This window comes from Streptomyces sp. NPDC057253 (assembly GCF_042669125.1).
Taxonomy (GTDB): Bacteria; Actinomycetota; Actinomycetes; order Streptomycetales; family Streptomycetaceae; genus Streptomyces.
Genome location: NZ_JBHUXV010000148.1, coordinates 1 through 20,170, shown reverse-complemented (window position 1 = coordinate 20,170; position 20,170 = coordinate 1). Strand labels below are relative to the sequence as shown.

Annotated in this window: 19 protein-coding genes and 2 tRNA genes; 4 read left to right on the top strand and 17 right to left on the bottom strand. The window is 71.2% G+C overall.

What is annotated here, in order from left to right; genetic code table 11:
* Nucleotides 1-48: 48 nt before the first annotated feature.
* The 4 genes from ACFULQ_RS42985 to ACFULQ_RS42970 form a co-directional block, all read right to left on the bottom strand.
* Nucleotides 49-121 (bottom strand) — tRNA-Ala (locus ACFULQ_RS42985).
* Nucleotides 122-205: 84 nt separating this feature from the next.
* Nucleotides 206-439 carry a hypothetical protein gene (locus ACFULQ_RS42980; protein WP_003976229.1) on the bottom strand — a complete coding sequence of 78 codons (234 nt, stop codon included), beginning with the start codon at nt 437-439 and terminating at the stop codon, nt 206-208.
* A gap of 3 nt (nt 440-442) precedes the next feature.
* Nucleotides 443-616: a hypothetical protein gene (locus ACFULQ_RS42975; protein ID WP_383555482.1), complete on the bottom strand. Its 174-nt coding sequence runs from the start codon at nt 614-616 to the stop codon at nt 443-445.
* A gap of 69 nt (nt 617-685) precedes the next feature.
* Complete coding sequence (locus ACFULQ_RS42970) at nt 686-2,053, bottom strand: MFS transporter (RefSeq protein ID WP_383555492.1); 1,368 nt, start codon at nt 2,051-2,053, stop codon at nt 686-688.
* Nucleotides 2,054-2,350: 297 nt separating this feature from the next.
* Here ACFULQ_RS42970 and ACFULQ_RS42965 point away from each other — a divergent pair, with 297 nt between their 5' ends.
* The gene (locus tag ACFULQ_RS42965; RefSeq protein WP_383555480.1) at nt 2,351-3,154 is read left to right on the top strand and encodes a helix-turn-helix transcriptional regulator; all 804 of its coding nucleotides are present in this window, start codon (nt 2,351-2,353) and stop codon (nt 3,152-3,154) included.
* A 54-nt stretch (nt 3,155-3,208) separates the two neighbouring features.
* Here ACFULQ_RS42965 and ACFULQ_RS42960 read toward each other — a convergent pair.
* The 7 genes from ACFULQ_RS42960 to ACFULQ_RS42930 form a co-directional block, all read right to left on the bottom strand.
* Nucleotides 3,209-3,281 (bottom strand) — tRNA-Ala (locus tag ACFULQ_RS42960).
* A gap of 105 nt (nt 3,282-3,386) precedes the next feature.
* Nucleotides 3,387-4,046: a histidine phosphatase family protein gene (locus ACFULQ_RS42955; protein ID WP_383555477.1), complete on the bottom strand. Its 660-nt coding sequence runs from the start codon at nt 4,044-4,046 to the stop codon at nt 3,387-3,389.
* Complete coding sequence (gene rsfS, locus ACFULQ_RS42950) at nt 4,043-4,486, bottom strand: ribosome silencing factor (RefSeq protein WP_383555475.1); 444 nt, start codon at nt 4,484-4,486, stop codon at nt 4,043-4,045. Before rsfS ends, ACFULQ_RS42955 begins: the two co-directional genes overlap by 4 nt.
* A gap of 112 nt (nt 4,487-4,598) precedes the next feature.
* Nucleotides 4,599-6,548: an LCP family protein gene (locus ACFULQ_RS42945; RefSeq protein ID WP_383555472.1), complete on the bottom strand. Its 1,950-nt coding sequence runs from the start codon at nt 6,546-6,548 to the stop codon at nt 4,599-4,601.
* Between the two features lie 16 nt (nt 6,549-6,564).
* Nucleotides 6,565-7,206 carry a nicotinate-nucleotide adenylyltransferase gene (gene nadD / locus ACFULQ_RS42940; protein WP_383555470.1) on the bottom strand — a complete coding sequence of 214 codons (642 nt, stop codon included), beginning with the start codon at nt 7,204-7,206 and terminating at the stop codon, nt 6,565-6,567.
* A gap of 79 nt (nt 7,207-7,285) precedes the next feature.
* The gene (locus tag ACFULQ_RS42935; RefSeq protein ID WP_020136208.1) at nt 7,286-7,450 is read right to left on the bottom strand and encodes a hypothetical protein; all 165 of its coding nucleotides are present in this window, start codon (nt 7,448-7,450) and stop codon (nt 7,286-7,288) included.
* Between the two features lie 144 nt (nt 7,451-7,594).
* The gene (locus ACFULQ_RS42930) at nt 7,595-7,753 is read right to left on the bottom strand and encodes a hypothetical protein (RefSeq protein ID WP_383555468.1); all 159 of its coding nucleotides are present in this window, start codon (nt 7,751-7,753) and stop codon (nt 7,595-7,597) included.
* Nucleotides 7,754-7,899: 146 nt separating this feature from the next.
* Here ACFULQ_RS42930 and ACFULQ_RS42925 point away from each other — a divergent pair, with 146 nt between their 5' ends.
* Nucleotides 7,900-9,000: a M48 family metallopeptidase gene (locus ACFULQ_RS42925; RefSeq protein ID WP_383555465.1), complete on the top strand. Its 1,101-nt coding sequence runs from the start codon at nt 7,900-7,902 to the stop codon at nt 8,998-9,000.
* 121 nt (nt 9,001-9,121) lie between these two features.
* Here the strand turns inward: ACFULQ_RS42925 and ACFULQ_RS42920 are convergent, their stop codons facing one another.
* The 5 genes from ACFULQ_RS42920 to proB all read right to left on the bottom strand — a co-directional run bounded on the left by ACFULQ_RS42920 (nt 9,122) and on the right by proB (nt 14,480).
* Nucleotides 9,122-10,192, bottom strand: a complete 1,071-nt coding sequence (locus tag ACFULQ_RS42920) for a hypothetical protein (protein ID WP_383555462.1) — start codon at nt 10,190-10,192, stop codon at nt 9,122-9,124.
* Nucleotides 10,193-10,346: 154 nt separating this feature from the next.
* Nucleotides 10,347-10,913 (bottom strand): hypothetical protein, encoded by a 567-nt coding sequence (locus tag ACFULQ_RS42915; protein WP_383555460.1) that lies wholly within the window; start codon nt 10,911-10,913, stop codon nt 10,347-10,349.
* A gap of 161 nt (nt 10,914-11,074) precedes the next feature.
* A complete protein-coding gene (locus tag ACFULQ_RS42910; protein WP_355738698.1) occupies nt 11,075-12,361 on the bottom strand; it encodes a glutamate-5-semialdehyde dehydrogenase in 1,287 nt (428 codons plus the stop codon).
* A 99-nt stretch (nt 12,362-12,460) separates the two neighbouring features.
* Nucleotides 12,461-12,949 (bottom strand): hypothetical protein, encoded by a 489-nt coding sequence (locus tag ACFULQ_RS42905; protein WP_383555489.1) that lies wholly within the window; start codon nt 12,947-12,949, stop codon nt 12,461-12,463.
* A gap of 424 nt (nt 12,950-13,373) precedes the next feature.
* Nucleotides 13,374-14,480, bottom strand: coding sequence for a glutamate 5-kinase (proB, locus tag ACFULQ_RS42900; RefSeq protein ID WP_383555487.1), 1,107 nt, complete (start codon nt 14,478-14,480; stop codon nt 13,374-13,376).
* A 361-nt stretch (nt 14,481-14,841) separates the two neighbouring features.
* On the opposite strand from proB, the gene ACFULQ_RS42895 reads away from it, so the two are divergent.
* Together ACFULQ_RS42895 and ACFULQ_RS42890 are read left to right on the top strand one after the other, a co-directional pair.
* Nucleotides 14,842-16,791 (top strand): hypothetical protein, encoded by a 1,950-nt coding sequence (locus tag ACFULQ_RS42895; RefSeq protein WP_383555457.1) that lies wholly within the window; start codon nt 14,842-14,844, stop codon nt 16,789-16,791.
* Nucleotides 16,792-16,904: 113 nt separating this feature from the next.
* Nucleotides 16,905-18,941 (top strand): hypothetical protein, encoded by a 2,037-nt coding sequence (locus tag ACFULQ_RS42890; protein WP_383555484.1) that lies wholly within the window; start codon nt 16,905-16,907, stop codon nt 18,939-18,941.
* Here the strand turns inward: ACFULQ_RS42890 and ACFULQ_RS42885 are convergent.
* Nucleotides 18,925-20,118: a glycosyltransferase family 2 protein gene (locus ACFULQ_RS42885; RefSeq protein ID WP_383555455.1), complete on the bottom strand. Its 1,194-nt coding sequence runs from the start codon at nt 20,116-20,118 to the stop codon at nt 18,925-18,927. The two genes, ACFULQ_RS42890 and ACFULQ_RS42885, sit on opposite strands and share 17 nt — an antisense overlap.
* Between the last annotated feature and the right edge of the window lie 52 nt (nt 20,119-20,170).

The window sequence follows — 20,170 nt, the reverse complement described above, 5'->3', positions numbered from 1 at the left end:
CCACAGAAAGATCCCGCCGGATCGAGATGACCCGGCGGGATCTTTCTGTGGAGCTAAGGAGATTTGAACTCCTGACCCCCTGCATGCCATGCAGGTGCTCTACCAACTGAGCTATAGCCCCTTGCTTGGTGTTCCGCCCGGTTTCCCCGGCGGCGGAGCCAACATTACACGGTCTCCAGGGTGGAACACCAAATCGTTTCCCGGCTCAAGCAGTGACGAACGAGTAGAACCGTTTGAGCGTGCAGTGTTCCTCCAGGAGGCGGCCGTAGATCGGCTCGCCCTCCAGTTCACGGTACGTCTCGATGGGGTCGCCTTTTATGATCAGCGCCCGCGCGCATTCCTCGCACCAGTACTGGTAGTCGGGATTGACCGGCTCCATGTCCCGCACGATCGGCGTCCCGCTGCCGCACCAGTCGCACTTTCGCCTGTGTGCACCCATCGATCAGCTCCAGCTGTGGCCGCAGGCCGTGCACACGTAGGAGACCCCGCCGTTGTCGCCGAGTACTTGCGCCACGTGGACGGAACCGCAGGAAGGGCAGATGAGGCGGACCGTCGTGTCCCTTGTCGACGCCGCTTCGCGGAGGTGGCCGACCTCCACGAGGATGCTCGCAGGCATCACTACTCCCTCCCGTCGGGCCGCGCCCCCTTCCGGCCGTTTGATTCTGCCACGGCCGGACCAATACGGTCAGCGACGCCTGAGTACCAGTCCGGACACGGCGCCCACCGCGGCGGTCCCGGCCAGCGCGAACATGCACGCCAACAGCGCCTCCGCAGAGGTATACGCCTCAGAGGGGCTGAGTGACTCAAGTCGGTTGAAGAAGAGTGTTCCGAAGCCCGCGACACCGATCAGCTGGCCGAGCTGAGTGACCGTGGCGAGCAGCCCGCTCGCGTCCGCGGCGTACCGGGGCGGCACCGTGGACAGGGCCCGGGTGAGCGTGGGACTGAAGGCGAGCGCGAGCCCCACGCCCACGCCGGCGTACGCCGCGTAGAGCGCGACTCCGCCCTCGCCGCCGTCCCGCAGCGCCAGGCCCACCCCGAGCGCGGCCAGCGCGGTGATCACGAACCCGGCCGGCGTCAACAGGCGCTGCCAGGAGGCGGGCCAGTGCCGCCAGGTCAGTCCGACGATCCCGAAGACCACCGCGGTCGGCGCGAAGGAGAGCCCGGCCCGCAGCGCGCTGTAGCCGAGGCCGCCCTGCACGTACAGGGTGAGCACGAAGAGGAAGCCGCCGTTGACGGCCATGACCGCCATGATCCGGAACACGGCGAGACCCATGCCGGGGTGGCGCAGCACACTCGGTGTGATCAGCGGGGCCCCACCACGCCGGGCCAGCCGCGCCTCGTAGCCGCAGAAGACGGCGAACAGCACCGCGGCGGCGGCCAGGGACAGCCAGGACCACAGCGGCCAGTCCTCCTCCTGTCCCAGCACCAGCGGCACCGTGCACAGCGACACGGCCGCACCCAGCAGCACCAGGCCGGGCAGGTCGAGACCCCGGGACCGATCCCGGGGCGTCCTGCGGTCCCCGGGCAGCAGGACCCGCCCGCCCACGGCCAGCAGAACGAGGCCGACCGGCACGTTCACGAGGAACACCGGCCGCCAGCCGGTGCCGAACAGGTCGGCGCTGACCAGGACTCCGCCGACGACCTGCCCGGCGGCGGCGCCGACGGCGAGGACCGCGGAGTACGCGCCGAGCGCCCTCATCCGGGCCTCGCCGGTGAAGTGGCGCTGGATCAGGCTGAGCACCTGCGGGATCATCACCGCCGAACCGGCGCCCTGCACCAGCCGGAAGACGATCAGCTCGGTGACGCCCTGCGCCAGCCCGCAGGCGAGCGAGGCCGCCGTGAACAGGGCAAGGCCGACGAGATGGACCCGGCCGTGCCCGAACCGCTCGCCGAGCCGGGCGCCGGTGATCAGCAGCACCGAGTACGTGATGGCGTATCCGGCGATGACCAGCTGGAGTTGGGCGCCCGAGGCGTGCAGCTCCGTGCCGATCGTGGGGGCCGCCACGTTCACGATGAACACGTCGAGCAGGGCCATGAACTGGGCGGCGAGCACGAGCGCGAGCAGCGGCCGGGGCCGGTTGTCAGTGGCGGGTGCTTCACTGTGGACAGGTGGGGAGACGGACGCGGGATCCGGTCCCGTCCGGGGAGTTGTCGTCATGCCGTCGAGCCTGAGGACCGTCCGGTACGGGTGCCGAGAGCCCGCCGATGCTGGTACTGCCAGCACCTGGCAGGCACCGGGTCCGGCACCGAGGATGGTGGTTCGGGGGCGTGACGACGAGGGACGGCACGACGGGGGGACGCGGGGATGGGGGACGTGACCATGAGGGGGCATGGCGATGGGGGACACGCGATGACGACGACACAGCGACGACGGCCCGAGCTGGCCTCGTTCCTGCGCAGCAGGCGCGCCCGGGTGACTCCGGCGGACGTGGGCATGCCGCCGGGTCTCAGGCGCCGTACCCCGGGGCTGCGCCGCGAGGAGGTCGCCCAGCTCTCCGGCGTCGGTGTGACCTGGTACACCTGGCTGGAACAGGGCCGCCCGATCAACGCCTCCGCGCAGGTCCTGGACGCGGTGGCCCGCACGTTACGGCTCGACCTGCCGGAGCGGGAGCATCTGTACCGCCTGGCTCAGGTGCCGTTCGCTCCGGACCCCCAGAGCCTGACGCGGTCCGCGGGTCCTGAGGTGCAGGGCATCATCGACGCTCTCGACCCGCTCCCGGCGGTCGTCTACAACTCGCGCTACGACATCCTCGCCACGAACCAGGGCTACCGGCAGCTGTTCCTGACCCGTGAGATAGCCGCGATCGGCATACCGAACGCGCTCTGGACGCTCTTCACGGTGTCGGAGGAGGCCTGCCCCGTGGTCTACCGGGAGCGCGAGCTGCCGGTGATGGTGGCGACCTTGCGGTCCTCCTACGGCAGACATGTCGGTGAGCCCGTCTGGGAGGAGTTCATACGCGGGCTGTCGGCGGCCAGCCCGTACTTCGCCGAGCTGTGGGCGAGCGGCGAGGTGGTGCCGCCGGGGCCCCGGGTGAAGACCTTCCGGCACGCGACCCGGGGCGAGGTGCGGATGACGTCTCAGTCGCTGTCGATCGACGGGATGCCCGAGTGCCGCATCGTCGTCTACACACCAACAGAAAATCCCGCCTCCTGAAGGAGACGGGATCCTCATCACCGATCTTTGACAACTCAACAGAGTGCCGATCTGTGGAGCTAAGGAGAATTGAACTCCTGACCTCCTGCATGCCATGCAGGCGCTCTACCAACTGAGCTATAGCCCCTTGTGTTCTTCCCGCTCGGCGGGCGAACAAGAAGAACTTTAGCCTGCGACCTGCCGGAAAGTGAAATCCGGGTCCGGCCCTGGTCGACGCCGGTTCCGCCACCGTTCAGTCGTCGTCCCCGAGCACCGGCTCGGGGAGGGTGCCGGCGTTGTGTTCCAGCAGGCGCCAGCCGCGGGCGCCCTCGCCGAGCACGGACCAGCAGCAGTTGGAGAGGCCGCCGAGGCTCTCCCAGTGCCGGGGCTCCAGACCGAGCAGCCGTCCGATGGTGGTGCGGATCGTGCCGCCGTGGCTGACCACCACGAGGGTGCCGTTCTCGGGGAGCTTCTCGGCGTGTCGGAGCACCACGGGAGCGGCGCGGTCGGCGACCTCGGTCTCCAGTTCGCCGCCGCCGCGGCGGACCGGCTCACCGCGCTTCCACGCGGCGTACTCCTCGCCGTACCGGGCGATGATCTCCTCGTGCGTCAGCCCCTGCCAGACGCCCGCGTAGGTCTCGCGCAGACCCTCGTCGTGGGACACCTCCAGGCCGGTGAGCGCGGAGAGCTCGGCGGCCGTGTTCGCGGCCCGCTGGAGGTCGGAGGCCACGATCGCGTCGGGCTGGAGGGAGGCCAGCAGCCGGGCGGCGCGGCGGGCCTGGCCGACGCCGGTCTCGGTGAGCTCGACGTCGGTGGTGCCCTGGAAGCGGCGCTCCACGTTCCAGGAGGTCTGGCCGTGCCGCCACAGGATGACGCGGCGGCCGCGGCCCTTGCGGTCGGCGGCAGCGGTCACCGCTGCTCCCCGAACTCGGCATCGTCGTCCTCGGCCCGGAGCTTGGCGTGCTCCTCGCCCTTGCCGCGGGTCGCCTTGGCGTCGGCCGGCAGCTCCAGCTCGGGGCAGTCCTTCCACAGCCGCTCCAGGGCGTAGAAGACGCGCTCCTCGCTGTGCTGGACATGGACCACGATGTCGACGTAGTCGAGGAGGACCCAGCGGGCCTCGCGGTCGCCCTCGCGGCGCACCGGCTTGGCGCCGAGCTCCTTGGAGAGCCGCTCCTCGATCTCGTCGACGATGGACTTGACCTGGCGGTCGTTGGGCGCGGACGCCAGCAGGAAGGCGTCGGTGATCGAGAGGACGTCACTGACGTCGTAGGCGATCACATCATGGGCGAGCTTGTCGGCGGCCGCCTGCGCGGCGGTGTGGACGAGCTCGAGGGAACGGTCAGTGGCGGTCACTACAAGGCTTTCGGTCGGCGGTCACTAGACCTCAAGGGTCTCACGGACCGCCGACGGCACCCCACGTGATTGTCGTGGACCTGTGGGGTGCCGTTCCGGACCGGGGCCGGGGCTAGGACGAGGAGGACGGCTTGTAGTCCTGGCCGAGGATCACCGAGACGTTCGCGCTGGAGGAGACCTTGCCCTTGGTCACGGCGCTGCCGGGCAGGCCGAGGGTCTTGGCGACCTCGGTGGCGTTGGCCTTGTCGGCCGCGTCGGCGTAGACGACCTTGGAGGTGGCCTGTGCACCGGAGGGCGTGCCGCCGTCGAGGAAGGTGAAGCCGCCGTTGAGGAGGACCACGCGGGCCTTCTCGGTGTTGTCCTTGGTGCCGGTGGCGTTCTGGACGGAGACGCTGACCGCCGCGTCCTTGTCGGGGCTCTTCGCCTTGCCGCCGAGGACGTCGTTGACGACGCTCGCGCTGGCCGCCGCGCTCAGGGTGCCGTCCTGCTGGACGGGCAGCAGCGCGGTCTTGTAGTCGCCGCCCTTGGCGAGGTCGGCGAGCTTGGCGAGGAAGGTGCCGAGGTCCTTGTCCGTCAGGGACGGGTCGAGGATCTGGGCCAGGGTCTGCACGGTGGTGGTCGCGGCCGTCGGGTCGGAGGACAGCTTGCGCAGCACGCCCTGCATCACCTGGCCGAAGCGCTCCAGCTGGGCGTTCTGGGCCTCGCCGGAGGCGCGGTAGGTGGCGTAGGCGACGGCCATCTTGCCGCTGAGGGTCTGGTCCTTCCCCCTGCTCACCAGGGGCGCCTGGCCCTTCTTCTTGGCGGCCGGGTCGGGCACGGCGGTGTTGGTGTCGACGTCGATGTTGCCGACGAGGTCGACGAGGTTCTGCAGGTAGGGGGTGTCCAGGCGCCAGGTGCCCTCGATGTCGGTGCCGAGCACGGTGTCGAGGGCGTCGAGGGTCCCGGAGGAGCCGTCGTCGTCGACGGACTTGGCGAGGGTGGTCGTGGTGCCGTCGTCGGCCGTCAGGCTCAGGGAGTTGGGGATCAGGACGGTGGTGCCCTGGTCGGTGGTGGTGTTGTCGACGAGCAGCGCGGTGGAGGTGCCGCCCTTCGCGGTGTTGTGCAGATGGACCACGATCACGTCCCGGTTCTGGGCGCTCGCCGCGATCGTGGTGCCCTTCTTGCTCTCCGAGTCCGACAGGCCGGGCAGCTTCCCGGCGTACCAGAGGTAGCCGACACCGCCGACCGCCACCAGGGCGAGGACGACGACCAGGGCGACGAGCCGGCTGCGGGCCCGGCGCTTGGCCTCCTCGCGGCGCTCGGTGCGGTTCTCGGTGAAGTTGAGCCAGTCGATGACGTCCTCGGAGTCCCCGTCCGGCTCCTCGACGAAGGCGAACTGGGCGGTGTGGTACTGCCGTTCGTCGTCGCCGGAGTCCACACCGGGGCGACCGCCGCCGGGGCGACCTCCGCCGGCCCGGCCCGCTCCGGCACGGTCCGCACCAGGACCGCCCGCACCAGGACCGCCCACGCCGAGACCGTCCACGCCGGTCCGCGCGGTCGCCGCCGCTCCCCCGGCCGGTCCCCCCTGCGGCCCGGCCTGCGGACCGCCCTGCTGAGGGATGTACGCCGTCTGCTCGGTGACCCGCTGCTGCCGCCCGCTCGCGGCGGCCCGCCCGTAGGGGTCGTACGCCGTCGCCGGACCGCCGCCCTGCCCGCCGACGCCCTGCCCGCCGACGCCCTGCCCGCCGACGCCCTGCCCGCCCGCGCCCTGGCCCCCGTACGGGTCGTAGGGCGGCACCGGCGCCTGCTGGCCGGTGTCGCCGGTGCCGTAGGGGTCGTACGGCGGGACGGGGTGCTGGTTGCCCGTGTCGTAGGACGCCTGCCCGCCGCCGGTGGCGTACGGGTCGTAGCCGTAGCCCTGCTGTGCGTAGGGGTCGTACTGCTGGGGCTGCTGAGGCTGCTGTCGCGGAGCCTGGTGCGGCGGGACCTGCTGGTACACCGGCCGGCCGTACTCGTCGTAGCCGACGAGTTCGTACTGGTTCTCCTGATCGCCGCCGTAACCCGCGTCGTATCGGTCGTTCACCGGTGCCCCTCTCGGCTCACTCGCCGCGGTACAGCTCGCGCTTGTCGATATAACGCACGACGCCGTCCGGCACCAGGTACCAGACGGGATCGCCCTTGGCGACTCTCGCCCGGCAGTCGGTGGAGGAGATGGCCAGGGCCGGGACCTCGACCAGCGAGACCCCGCCCTCGGGCAGCCCGGGGTCGGCCAGGGTGTGACCGGGCCGGGTGACTCCGATGAAGTGCGCGAGGGAGAACAGCTCTTCCGCGTCCCGCCAGGTGAGGATCTGGCCGAGGGCGTCGGCGCCCGTGATGAAGAAGAGGTCGGTGTCGGCGTTGAGCGCCTTCAGGTCGCGCAGTGTGTCCGTGGTGTAGGTCGGGCCACCGCGGTCGATGTCGATGCGGCTGACCGAGAACTGCGGGTTCTCGGCGGTCGCGATGACCGTCATCAGATAGCGGTCCTCGGCCGCGGACACCCTGCGGTGAGTCTTCTGCCACGGCTGGCCGGTCGGTACGAACACGACCTCGTCCAGGTGGAACTGCGCGGCGACCTCGCTGGCCGCCACGAGGTGCCCGTGGTGGATCGGGTCGAACGTTCCGCCCATGACGCCGAGGCGGCGCTTGCCGGGGTTGGAGGGGCCGTTGTGGCCCGGGCCGGTAGGCATGTCCTGCTCTCCCATGCGTGCAGACCCTACCGGCCCGACCTGAGGGCACCGGACGGCGCGGGCCCGCAGTGCCCCGTCATGGGCACCGAGTGCCTCAGCGGTCGCGGTTGAAGCGGGTGGTGATCCACAGCAGGAGCAGCAGGATGATGAACGCGGCGCCGCCGGTCACCAGGGGGTCGAGGCTCTCGTGGTTGCCGCCGTGCTCCTCGCCCTCTGCGGCGAGGGTGACCAACTGGGCAGCGGTGCTGTGGAAGCTCATCTTCGGCAGACCTATCCGATGGAGGAGGGCGGGATAAAGACGTCGGCCCATGGTAAGCGGGCGCGGTGAGGGCGATCACCCCGACTCCACCATTGGTGGCCGGACGCGGGGCGCCGGGGACCGGAGGGGAACCTTCGCCCTCGCTCACTCGTCCTTCCGCTTGTACCCCCGCAGCAGGAACCACGCGGTGAACGCACAGCCCACGAACATCACGACCAGTACGACCCGGAGCAGATTTCCGGCCCCTTGCTGCTCGGCGGCACCAGCGGCCTCGGTGAGCCAGGCGGCCCGGGTGTGCTCCATGACGTGGACTCCTTCGCTGTACTGCCCGTCCACGCTATCTCCGCCTAGGCTGGGCTCTGCTTCGGGGGCGCAAAGGGCCGCACAAGGGTCCGCAAAGGATCACAGAGGCCGAAGAGGCACAGCCAAAGACGCACATGGGGGAAGACATGTCCGACGACGGCCACCAGAACAACGGACACGAGAACGTCCCGAGCAGGCAGCGCCGGCGCTTCCCGGGAATCTCCTCGCGTGCGTACGAGCACCCCGCCGACCGTTCCGCCCTGGTGGCGCTGCGCAAGCTGAGCGGTTTTGACACGGTGTTCAAGGCGCTCAGCGGTCTGCTCCCCGAACGGAGCCTGCGGCTGCTGTTCCTGTCCGACTCGGTGCGCGTCTCCGACCAGCAGTTCGCGTACCTCAACGACATGCTGCGGGACGCCTGTTACATCCTGGACCTGGAGAAGGTCCCGCCGATGTACGTCAACCAGGACCCCCAGCCCAACGCGATGTGCATCGGCCTGGACGAGCCGATCATCGTCGTCACCACCGGCCTGGTCGACCTCCTCGACGAGGAGGAGATGCGGGCGGTCGTCGGCCACGAGGTGGGCCACGCCCTGTCCGGCCACTCGGTCTACCGGACCATCCTGCTGTTCCTGACCAGCCTCGCCCTCAGGGTGGCGTGGATCCCGCTGGGCAATATCGCGATCATGGCGATCGTGACCGCGCTGCGGGAGTGGTTCCGCAAGTCGGAGCTGTCGGCGGACCGGGCGGGCCTGCTGGTCGGCCAGGACCTGAAGGCCTCGATGCGCGGCCTGATGAAGCTGGCCGGCGGCCACAACCTGCACGAGATGAACGTGGACGCGTTCCTGAAGCAGGCCGAGGAGTACGAGGCGGGCGGCGACCTGCGCGACTCGGTCCTGAAGATCCTCAACGTCCTGCCGCGCACCCACCCCTTCACCACGATCCGGGCGGCCGAGCTGAAGAAGTGGTCCGAGTCCCGCGACTACCAGCGGATCATGGACGGCCACTACCCGCGCCGCTCCGAGGACAAGGACACCTCGGTCACGGACAGCTTCCGCGAGTCGGCGGCGAGCTACGCGAGCAATGTGAAGAGCTCCAAGGACCCCCTGATGAAGCTGGTCAACGACATCGCGGGCGGGGCGGGCGACCTGGGCGGAAGGGTGCGCAGGGGCTTCGGCGGCTTCTCCGGCCCGGCCCCGAGGAACGACGACGGGCCCGACGGGGAGGGCGGTCCGACGCCGGCGAACTGAGGCCACCTGACCGGGGCGGGGGGCCACACTCGGGGTCCCCCGGGGGCACCCGGGGCACCCGGGGCACCCGGGGCACCCGGGGTACCCGGGGTTACCCCCTACGGCGTTACCCCCTGCGGCGTCACACCTTCGGCTGCGCGCTGGTCGCCAACGACCCGCACAACGCCGTGGCGCTGCCCGTCGCATAGGGATCCGTCCCCGCCGGCCCACCCGCCTTCGCGGTCTGCCCGGCCAGCAGCGGATGCAGCCGGTTCGTGGAGTCCTCCGCACAGGACAGCGGCCCGGCCTGGACGTACGACACGACCAGCTGGGCCGTGTGCATCCGCAGATCGTCCCGGTCGAATCGGAACTGAAGCTCCCGCCGGACCGTGAAGAGCGAGACCTCGCTGGAGGCACCCGCGGCGGCGGCCCGCAGCGCGTACACGAACGTGTGGTCCGCGGTCACCTCCAGCGTCGAGGAGTCGGTCTCGGCGGCCTGAAGGCTCCCCTGCACCCGGATCTGCCCGTCGGCCAGCCGGGCCTCGGCGGGGTCGAAGCGGACCAGCCACCCGGTCGGGGCGTGCCGCCCGTCCGCCGCGGGGTGGGCGAAACTCTGGTCGAACTGGTCGAGTTGGTCCGTGTCGAGCAGCACCCGCACGGCACGGACCTGACCGCCGGCGAGGACGTCGGGATCCAGCGAGGACCGCACGATGTAGTCCTTGGCGGTGGTCAGCGCGCTCACCACCTGGCTGTCGGAGAAGTGCTCGGTGCGGCGGGAGGCCGGCAGCGGGATGCCCTTGGCGCCGACGCGGTACTGCGCGGCGGGGCTGTGGGCGTACAGGTACTCGGCGTCGGCGTGCCCCGGGACCCTGCCCTCGGGGGCCAGCGGGATGACGGTCATCCGCAGCGGCTCGACCGGCTGCCGGAGCGCGGAGGTCTGGTAGGGGTGCCGTACGCCCATGTAGATCGCCGTACCGAAGGCGACGGCGATCAGCAGGACCAGGATCAGCACCTGCCGGGACAGGCCTCGCCTGAGGGGTGGGCGGCGGCGTACGGCGGGCGCGTGGTCGGCCATGCGCTCCTGCGCGGAGAACTCCTGGAGGCGGGCAGCACGGACGAACGACTCGTCGAACACGACGGATCGGTATTCGTCCTCTCCACCTGCCGGGCCGCCCTCGGGTGTCCCCTCAGGCGGGTCTCCTGGCGCTCCCATATCTTCAGAGTAGGTCTCGGGAAGCTCAGGTAAACGCCCAGCCGCACGACAACTTCTGACAGCTTCTCACCAGGTCCGCACCAGGTCCGCACCAGGACCGGCCCAGAACGCTACGCACTCCGGCCGGCACCCGTCGTAGATCGGCCAGGACCGCTCAGGGCGTGCGCGGGACCGCGGACACGGCTGGCTGGGAGTAGTCCGCGGACGCCGAGGGCGTCACCGTGCTCCCCTGTTCCAGACCGGTCGACGCGGGCGGCGGCACCCGGTCGCGGCTGCCCGAGGAGGCGCCCCGGTAGACCGCGGTGAAGGCCAGCGCGACCATGCCGATGCCCATGACGAGGGCGAGCATCCAGGCGACCGGGCGATGCCAGCGGACCTGCTTGCCGTACGTCCCGGGCGCGCCGTAGCGGCCTTCGAGGATCTCGGTGTCGTCCAGGTCGTCGAGGTCGGGATCATGGCTGAAACCGCCGGGGCGGTACCCGTCCTCGTAGCGCTCGCCTCTGGGGTGGGCTCTGCGGGCCTCGGCCTCGGAGGCCTCCGCTCTCGCCTGGGCGGCGGCCAGGAGGCGCTCGACGGCGGTCGGCTCGTGCACCACGGCCGCCCGCACGAAGGCCTCGTCGAAGACCACGGAGGCGAACTCTTCGTCCGACACCCCGCGGTCGTGGTCGTCGTCGGGCTCCCAGCCGTCAGGGAACGGCGTGCCCCCCACGTCCTCCGGCACGGATCCAGAGTAGACCTGGGGGGTCAATTTGGGCAGACGGTATGGAAATTCATCCGCTCTGTGAGACGCCTCTCGTACGGCCCGGAGGCGCCCGGGGGGCGCTGAACGGGCGCGTGCCTCACGCATATGCCCAGGCCGTGCGCCCCTTCCGGTCGCCCGGCTCAGCGGCGGATGTGCCCGTCCCCGGTCACGATGTACTTCGTGCTGGTGAGCTCCGGAAGGCCCATCGGACCCCGCGCGTGCAGCTTCTGGGTGGAGATGCCGATCTCCGCGCCGAATCCGAACTGGCCGCCGTCGGTGAAGCGGGTGGACGCGTTGACCGCGACGGTCGTGGAGTCGACCAGCTGGGTGAACCGGCGGGCCGCCTGCTGGGAGGTGGTGACGATGGCCTCGGTGTGGCCGGAGGTCCACAGCCGGATGTGCTCGACGGCCTTGTCGAGCGAGTCGACGACGGCGGCGGCGATGTCGTAGGAGAGGTACTCGGTGTCCCAGTCCTCCAGGGTGGCCTCGACGACGGTCGCCTTGGTGTCCTTCGCGTACGCCAGCACCCGCTGGTCGGCGTGGACGGTGACGCCGGCCTCGGCGAGGGCGTCCAGGGCGCGCGGCAGGAACTCGGGGGCGATGTCCTGGTGGACCAGGAGGGTCTCGGCGGCGTTGCAGACGCTGACCCGCTGGGCCTTGGAGTTGATCAGGATGTCGATCGCCATGTCGAGGTCGGCCTGGGCGTCGACGTAGACGTGGCAGTTGCCGGTGCCGGTCTCGATGACGGGGACGATGGACTCGGTCACGACGGTCTGGATCAGGGAGGCGCCGCCGCGCGGGATGAGCACGTCGACCAGGCCGCGGGCGCGCATCAGCTCCTGCACGCTCTCGCGGGACTGGCCGGGCACGAGCTGGATGGCGTCGGCGGGCAGTCCGGCGCCGCCCACGGCGTCGCGCAGGACCCGGACGAGGGCGGTGTTCGACTCGTACGCGGAGGCCGAGCCGCGCAGCAGGACGGCGTTGCCGGACTTCAGGCACAGGGCGGCGGCGTCCACGGTGACGTTCGGGCGGGCCTCGTAGATGATGCCGACCACGCCGAGCGGGACGCGGACCTGGCGCAGGTCGATGCCGTTCGGGAGGGTCGAGCCGCGGACGACCTCGCCGACGGGGTCGGGCAGCGCCACCACGTCCCGGACGTCGGAGGCGATGGCGCGCACCCGCTCGGGCGTGAGGGTGAGCCGGTCGATGATCGCCTCGCTGGTGCCGGCCTCGCGGGCCTTGGCGATGTCCTTGGCGTTGGCCTCGACGATCTCGCTGGTACGGACCTCCAGGGCGTCCGCGATGGCGAGCAGCGCGTCGTCCTTCTCGGCCCTCGGCAGCGGGGCGAGGTCGGCGGCGGCGGCCTTGGCCCGGTAGGCGGCCTGGGTGACCGGGGTCATGGAGTCGTACGGCGAGAGCGAGGTCATAAGGGAAGGGTAGTGCGCCGCACCGGGCCGTCCACCGCGCATTCCACAGCGCGAGACGGGATCAAAGGGACACGTGGACCGCGGCTCCGTGGGCCGTCGTCAGTACGGGTGCACCCCGACCGGTGAGGCCGGTGGCGGACCGTACCCCTCGGCGATGCGCTGGTGGTAGGTCTGCCGGTCGATGACCTCCAGGCCGACGATCTCCCAGGGCGGCAGGCCCGCGGTCTGGCGGTGCTCGCCCCACAGGCGCAGGGCGACGGCGGCCGCGTCGTGCAGGTCGCGGGCCTCCTCCCAGTACCGGATCTCGGCGTGGTCGTTGGCGTAGCGGCTGGTCAGCAGGAAGGGGTGATCGTGGGCGAGCTGCTGGAGGGCGCGCCGGACCTCCTTCAGCGGGGCCTCCTCGCCGGAGACGCTGAGGGTGACATGCCACAGGCGGGGCAGGTCCGCGGGCTTCTCGCCCTCGAACCGGTCCCCCGCGGCGACGCTCGTCAGGGTCCGCTCCTCACCGGCCGGCTTCGCCATGGCCTTCCCGGACCCGTCGCGGGAAGCCGCCGCGCCGTCGCGGGACGCCGCCGCCCCAGGGCGCACTCGTCTCACGACGGCCTCCTTCACGCACAGACCGACCCCACGGGCCGGGCGGAATGTGTCCCTGGGACAAAGTTGAGCAGGCCGCAAGGGCTCGCGGGGCGATTTTGCGGAACGTCCACCTCAGGGCGACGCCCTGGGCGGGGCGTTCACCCCGTTTTCGGGCGTACGGCCACCTCGGCACGGTTTCCAGGGCCCCTCAGGGACCGGCCGCACCCACAGCCCCCTCACGGACGGCCGCGCTCACGAGCCCCCCTCAGAGACCGCCGCGCCCACGAGCCCCTCAGAGACCGCCGCACTCAAGAACCCCTCTAAGGGACCGCCGCGCCCAAGCCGCACCGCAGGGCCCAGCCCCCTCAGGAACCGCCGCACCCAAGAACCCCTCCCAGGAACCGCCGCACCCAAGCCGCACCCCAGACCCGGGCCCTCAAGGGTGCAGGATCGCCAGATCGTCCCGGTGGACGACCTCCCGCTCGTACGCCGGCCCCAGCTCCCGTGCCAGTTCCCGGGTCGAGCGGCCGATGAGCCGCGGCATCTCCTTGGCGTCGAAGTTGACGAGACCGCGGGCCACCGCGCGCCCGGTGCCGTCCCGCAGTTCGACGGGGTCACCCGCGACGAACTCACCCTCGACGGAGGCGATCCCGGCCGGCAGCAGCGACTTGCGGCGCTCCACGACCGCCCTGACCGCCCCGTCGTCCAGGGTCAGCGAGCCCTGCGGGGTGGACGCGTGCTGGAGCCACAGCAGCCGGTCGGCGGAGCGCTTGCCCGCCGGATGGAAGTACGTGCCGGTGTCACCGCCGGACAGCGCCTCGCCCGCGTGGATCGCGCTGGTCAGCACCACGGGAATGCCGGCGGCTGCCGCGATCCGGGCGGCCTCGACCTTGGTGACCATGCCACCGGTGCCGACGCCCGCCTTGCCCGCGCTGCCGATCTCGACGTCGGCCAGATCCTCGGGGCCCCGTACCTCCGCTATCCGCGAGGTGCCCGGCTTGCTCGGGTCGCCGTCGTAGACACCGTCGACGTCGGAGAGCAGGACGAGCAGGTCGGCGTGGACCAGATGGGCCACCAGGGCGGCGAGCCGGTCGTTGTCGCCGAAGCGGATCTCGTCGGTGGCGACGGTGTCGTTCTCGTTGACGATCGGGAAGGCACCCATCGCGAGGAGCTTGTCGAGGGTGCGGGAGGCGTTGCGGTGGTGGGCGCGGCGGCTCATGTCGTCGCTGGTCAGCAGCACCTGGCCGACACGGACGCCGTAGCGGGCGAAGGAGGCGGTGTAGCGGGCGACGAGCAGGCCCTGGCCGACGCTGGCGGCGGCCTGCTGGCGGGCCAGGTCCCGGGGGCGGCGGCGCAGGCCCAGCGGGGCGAGTCCGGCCGCGATGGCACCGGAGGAGACGAGGACGATCTCGCGCTCGCCCCCGCTGCGGCTCTTGGCGAGGACGTCGACCAGCGCGTCGACCCGGTCGGCGTCGAGGCCGCCGGAGGCGGTGGTCAGCGACGAGGAGCCCACCTTGACGACGATCCTGCGGGCCTCGCCCACGGCCTGCCTTGCCCCTGCCACCTTGTGTCCTGTCCCCTCGCGCCACTGCGGGTATCTCGCCCGCAATGTACGCGAAGGGGACGGGGTGACGCGCGTCCGTCCAGTCCCCGGACCTGGACTCGGACCTGGCCCCGGGCCGGGACCCGGACCTGGACCCGAACCCGGTACCGGACGCGCCAAAAGGCCGTTCCGGTTCCCGGGTCGAGAAAAGCGGAAGTCCACCCTCCCTTTTAAGCGGAAGTGAATTCCCCGCGACATCCGGATGTACAACCTTTGGCCATTGACCCGTGTCGAACTGGCCATGAACATCCGCCGCCTGTGTGCAGTCCTGCGCGTTCGCGGGAAAAACGAACTTCTCCTGGTGATCCTTTTCACCGCCGGTTTCGCGGCGCTCCCCGTCCTCGCCCTGCTGCCCTCGGTGTGGGGTTTCACGGTGGCGTGGGCCGTGACGTATCTCGCGGACGAGGCACTGCACGCCAAGGCCCCCGGATTCGTCCGGCGCCTGGCGACCTTGCAGGTCAGCCGCACCCTGCGGTTCGCGGTGCGCACGCTGATGCTGCTGGCCCTGGCCGACCGGACGGACGCGCCCGACGCGGTCGTGGTCACCGGGCTCGCCGTGCTCAGCGCCCATTTCCTGCTGGTCATGATGTATTCGGCGCTGCACCACGCGATCCGCAGGCGGCGCGTCCTGCCCTTCATCGCGCGCAATCTCGACATGAGCGGGATCGACATACCCGAAACCCCGCCCGCTTTGCTCTACCGGCGTTTCCTGCGCAAGCTCCTCCACCTCGACCTGCCCGCCCACGTGGGACTTCTCATCGCCCTGGCAACCGGAAGCCGGCTTTCGGCCTACGTCGGCTACGCACTGACGATCGGCGCCACCCTGGTCGCCCTCGCGGCCCTGCTCGGACAGTTCCGCACCGTCCGCCGGATGCCCGGCCGGGACGCGGTGATCGGCGAGGTCAACCGCCAACTCGCCGGCTACGGGCCCGAGGTGGCCCTGTACTTCAGCTTCGCCGCGGTGTCCCGGGACTTCATGTACCAGGTCAACATGTGGATCGAGACGCTGGAGCAACTCGACCGGCGCCCAGTCATCGTGCTGCGCGAGCGGGCCTCCTTCCGCTTCCTCGGCCGCACCCGGATCCCGGTGGTCTGCGTGCCCAAGGCGGACGACCTGGCCGAGCTGGAGCTGTCCGGCGTGCGGGTCGTGCTGTACCCCGGCAACGCGGGCAAGAACGTCCACATGCTGCGGATCGCCGAGGCCAAGCACGTCTTCATCGGCCACGGCGACAGCGACAAGCTCGCCAGCAGCAACCGCGTCAGCAAGGTGTACGACGAGATCTGGGTGGCCGGAAAGGCCGGGCGGGACCGCTACCGGCGGGTGCGGCACGCCATCAGCGACTCGGCCATCGTCGAGGTGGGCCGCCCGCAGCTGGCCCCGGTCCGGCTGCACGCCGACCACGTCCCGGGTCCGGTGCCCGTCGTCCTGTACGCGCCCACCTGGGAGGGCTGGAGCGACGACGACTGCCACACCTCCCTGATCCCCATGGGCGTACCCCTGATCGAGAGGCTTCTCGCTCAGAACGTCCGGATCATCTACAAGCCGCACCCCCTCACCGGCAAGCGCTCGGCCGAGGCCGCCGCCGCGGACCGGACCGTCCAGGAGCTGCTGCGGGCCGACGAGGACCGGCAGATGGCGGCGGCGAGACCGCGGCTCCAGGAGATCAAGGCCCGCCTCGACGCGATGGCGGGACGTCACGAGGGCGACGACGCCCAGCAGTTGCGGGACTCACGCGTCCCCGACGGGGCGGGCGCCGCCGCATGGCAGCAGCTCAGGGACGAGTGGCACCGGCTCCACTGGGAGAGCCGCGCCGGCGCCCGCCACCACGTGGTCCTCGACCAGCTCCCCACCCTGTACGAGTGCTTCAACCAGGCCGACCTCCTGATCAGCGACGTCTCCTCGGTGGTCGCCGACTTCGTGGCGAGCCTCAAGCCGTACGTCCTGACCAACGCCCGGGACCTGCCCGACGAGGAGTTCCGGGCCGCCTACACCACCGCGGGCGGCGCCTACCTGCTCGACCGGGACTGCACACGGCTGCCGGAGATCCTGCGCTCGGTGCGCGAGCCGGTCCACGACCCGATGGCCCCCGAGCGCCGCGTCCTCAAGGAGTACGTGCTCGGCCCGGACCACCCGACCTCCATGGAGCGCTTCAACGCGGCCGTGAACGACCTGGCCGACAAGGCCCTGGCGGAACGGGCCGAGGTCCTCGTCGCCCCGGTCGAACAGCCGACCGCACAGCCGATCCCCTAGCACCTCCCCGCCCCGCACGCACGGGTACACGCGCGTGTCGTCCGGAGGTCGACACCCGTTAACCAAGGCGTCCGTCTCGCGACGACCCTGGAGTGACCCCCGTGCGAAAACCCCTGTCCCGCCTCCGCTCCGCGGCGCGGCTGCCGGGCCGGCAGACCACGACGAGAGTCCTGGTCGCCGCCGTCCTGGCAGCCGCCGTCGTCGCCCAGGTCGTCGCCGCCCTGCGTCCGCACGTCCCGCTGCTGCTCGCCGCGACCGCCGCGTCCCTGGCCGCCGAGGGCGTCCTGCACCGCTGGCAGCGCGGCATGGTCTCGCTGTTCGCCAAGTCGCACGCGGACATCACCGTGCGGCACGTCCTGCGCGATCTGCTGCTGGTCGTGGGCCTGCTGCGGCTGACCCCGGAGGACGAGGAGACGGCGTACACCGCGCTGGTGGCCGGGCTGCTCGCCTTCTACGCGCTGCACTGCGCGGTCCAGGCGGCCTCCGTCCTGGTCCGCCGCACCCGCACCCTCCCGGTCCTCACCCGCAACATCGACGCCTCGGCGCTCCGCCTCACCCCGGCCCCGCCCGCCCTGCTGCGCCGCCCCGGCCCCCGCCTCCTGGTCCACGGCCTGCCCGCCACCGCGGGCCTGCTGGCCACCGCGGCCACCGGTGACCCCCGCTGCGCGGCCTGCGGCATCGCGATGTCCCTCGGGCTCGCGCTCATGGGCCTGTACGACCTTCTCGTACGACTGCTGCCGAGCCGTCGGCCGGCGGGCGAGCAGGAGGTCCTGGACTGGTTCGACGCGTGGCTGGCGGAGTACCGGCCGACCGTGGGGCTTTACTTCTCCGGCGGGGTCTCCTCCGCCTACCAGGCCAACATGTGGCTGGAGCCGCTCGCCAAGGCCGGCGGGAAGCCGGTGATCGTCCTGCGCGAGCGGTTCATGATGCAGAAGATCGCCGCGACCGACGTCCCGATCGTCTGCCTGCCGAAGGTCTCCACGCTGCTGCGCCTGGAGCACTCCACGCTCCAGGTCCTGATCCACCCCTCGAACTCCGGCAAGACCTCCCAGGTCCTGCGCATCCCGACGATCAAGCACACCTTCGTCAACCACGGCGAGAGCGACAAGCTGTCGTCCTGCAACCCCTACGCGAAGGCCTACGACGAGGTGTGGGTGGCCGGACCCGCCGCCCGGGAGCGGTACGCGGCGGCCGAGGTCGGCGTCGAGGACAAGGACGTGGTGGAGATCGGCCGCCCACAGCTGGACGCCGTACGGCCGTACGCGGGGCCGCCCACCGGTCCCGTCACGGTCCTGTACGCGCCGACCTGGGAGGGCTGGGACGGCAACCCCGGCAACACCTCGGTGATCGAGGCCGGCGAGAACATCGTGCGGGCGCTGCTGGCGGATCCCGGGGTCCGGCTGCTGTACAAGCCGCATCCGCTGACCGGGTCGGTGGACGCGCGGGCGGGCACGGCGGACCTGCGGATCCGTGAGCTGGTGCGGGCCGCGAACCGGGAGCGGGCCGGGGAACGCCCCGCCGACGACGGTGAACTCGCCCGCCGGACCCGGGAGCTGGACCGGCTCACCACCGCGTCGTTCCGGACCGCCGCGGACTCGGTCGAGCGGATGCTGCTCCAGTCGACGCCGGAGCGCGGCCGCGCGGAGGCGGTGCGCCGGGCCACCGAGGCCTGGGAGCGGGCGTACTGGGCCTCGCTGCCCGTGTGGGAGCACCAGGTCGTCACCGACGCCCGGCCGACGCTGTACGCCTGCTTCAACCGGGCCGACCTGCTGATCAGCGATGTGTCGAGCGTGGTCAGCGACTTCCTGGCGAGCGGGAAGCCGTACGCGGTCGCGAACACCAGCGGGTTGAGCGAGGCAGAGTTCCGTGCCGCGTTCCCCACGGCGGGGGCGGCGACGGTGTTGACGCCGGACGCGACGGGCGTGCCCGCGCTGCTGGATGCCGTACGCCACCCGGAGCGGGACGAACTCCGCTCGGCGCGGGCCGCGTTGAAGCGGCGGCTGCTGGGGCCGGACGAGCCGTCCGCGCAGGAACGGTTCGACAGGGCCGTACAGGCGTTGGGAGCGGCGGCCAGGGCGCGGCGGCTGCCGGGGCCGCGGCGGGAGGAGGAGACCGTGTCCGTCTCCGGGAAGCTCACGCTGCTGGGATGAGGACCCTGCGTGCCTTGCGGACCGCCCGCCGCAGCAACTGGTCCGCCCCCACCTCCCGGTAGCCCGCCACCTCTCGGGCCTCCCTAGGCTCTGCCAGGTAGAGGGAGTCCGGGAGGCCCGTCGCGCGGTCCCGGAAGTGCGGGTAGGCGAAGTACACCCGTCGGCCGCGCTTCTCCAGCACCGCCTGCGGTGTCTTCCTCGTCCTCATGAACTCCAGGACCTCCAGCAGGAGATCGGGGCGGTCCGACGCGACCAGCTGGAGGCGCAGGCGTTCGTGGACGCGGAGGCGGTGGGCCACCTCACCCGTCCAGTAGGCGTCCATCAGGGGCTTCGCCAGCGCCAGCTTCTCCTGGCGTATCGCCTCGCTGTCCTTCAGGAACCTCGGGCCGAACTGCGGGAGCAGGGTGACGAGGAAGGGGCGGACCATGAGTGCGTCGCGCCGGGCGCCCGCCGGGACCATGTCGGCGATCAGGGTCATCAGGGCGCGGGCGGAGTCGAAGCGCAGGGTGTGGCTGCCGGTCTTCGTGACGTGTTTGCCGTCCTCGCGGCCCACCAGGTAGTAGCAGGTGTGGTCGGCGATCACGGAGACGCCGTCGGCCCGCAGATAGGCCTCCATGGTGAACAGGGCGTCCTCGCCGGTCCACAGGGACTCGTCGAAGCGCATGCTGTGCCGTTCGAGGAAGGCGCGGCGGAACAGCTTCTGGGCGCTCAGCGTGAACTTGATGTTGGAGGAGAAGACGTCGGTGCGCTCCAGGGTCCGTCCCCACATGGAGGTCGGCGGCTTGCGGTTGACGCCCTCGACGCGGCCGAGGACGACGTCCGTGCCGTTGCGGTCGGCCATCGCGACCATCCGCTGAAGCGCCTCGGGGCCGAGCCTGTCGTCGGCGTCCAGGAAGAAGACGTACCGCCCGGTGGCCTTGCCCAGACCGACGTTGCGCGGGCCGCCGGGGCCGCCCGAGTTGTCCTGCCGGACCACCATCACGTCCAGGGAGGTGCGCGCGGCGAACTCCTCCAGGTACTCCCCGGTGCCGTCGGTGGAGCCGTCGTCGACCGCGATGACCTCGATGCGGGCGTGGTCGAGGGTCTGCGCCTCGACGGAGTCCAGACAGGCGACGAGGTACGGCATGGCGTCGTACGCCCCGACGACCACGGTCACATCGGGCTGGGCAAGGGACACTGTTCCCCCTAGGCGCGGTGGGTTGTTCCGATGCCCAGGGATACGCAGGAAC